We start from the raw sequence: 255 nt of genomic DNA on the forward strand, positions 1-255 counted from the left end.
TTAAACTAGTCTGCGCAGTATGCGAATGACCCTTCTCGGAGTGCTATCTCATGATCATGCCCATCATCCCTTCACATCAGGATCCGATGGAAATCGTACGCGGGCTGATCAGAACGATTCCGGACTGGCCCAAGCCGGGGGTGATGTTTCGTGACATCACGCCACTCTTGCAGGACCCAAGAGCATTCAGGGCCTTGATTGATATTTTCGTCTACCGTCACATGCGTCAGCGCATTGATTTGGTTGTGGGTATCG

General features: G+C 51.8%; 1 pseudogene. It reads left to right on the top strand.

Annotation, left to right across the window (positions count from 1 at the left end):
- Positions 1 to 50: 50 nt before the first annotated feature.
- A pseudogene (locus QWY30_RS15900) lies at positions 51 to 255 on the top strand (hypothetical protein); the annotation flags it as partial.

The sequence above is a fragment of the Zwartia panacis genome (genome assembly GCF_030410395.1).
In the GTDB taxonomy this organism is placed as follows: domain Bacteria; phylum Pseudomonadota; class Gammaproteobacteria; order Burkholderiales; family Burkholderiaceae_B; genus Zwartia; species Zwartia panacis.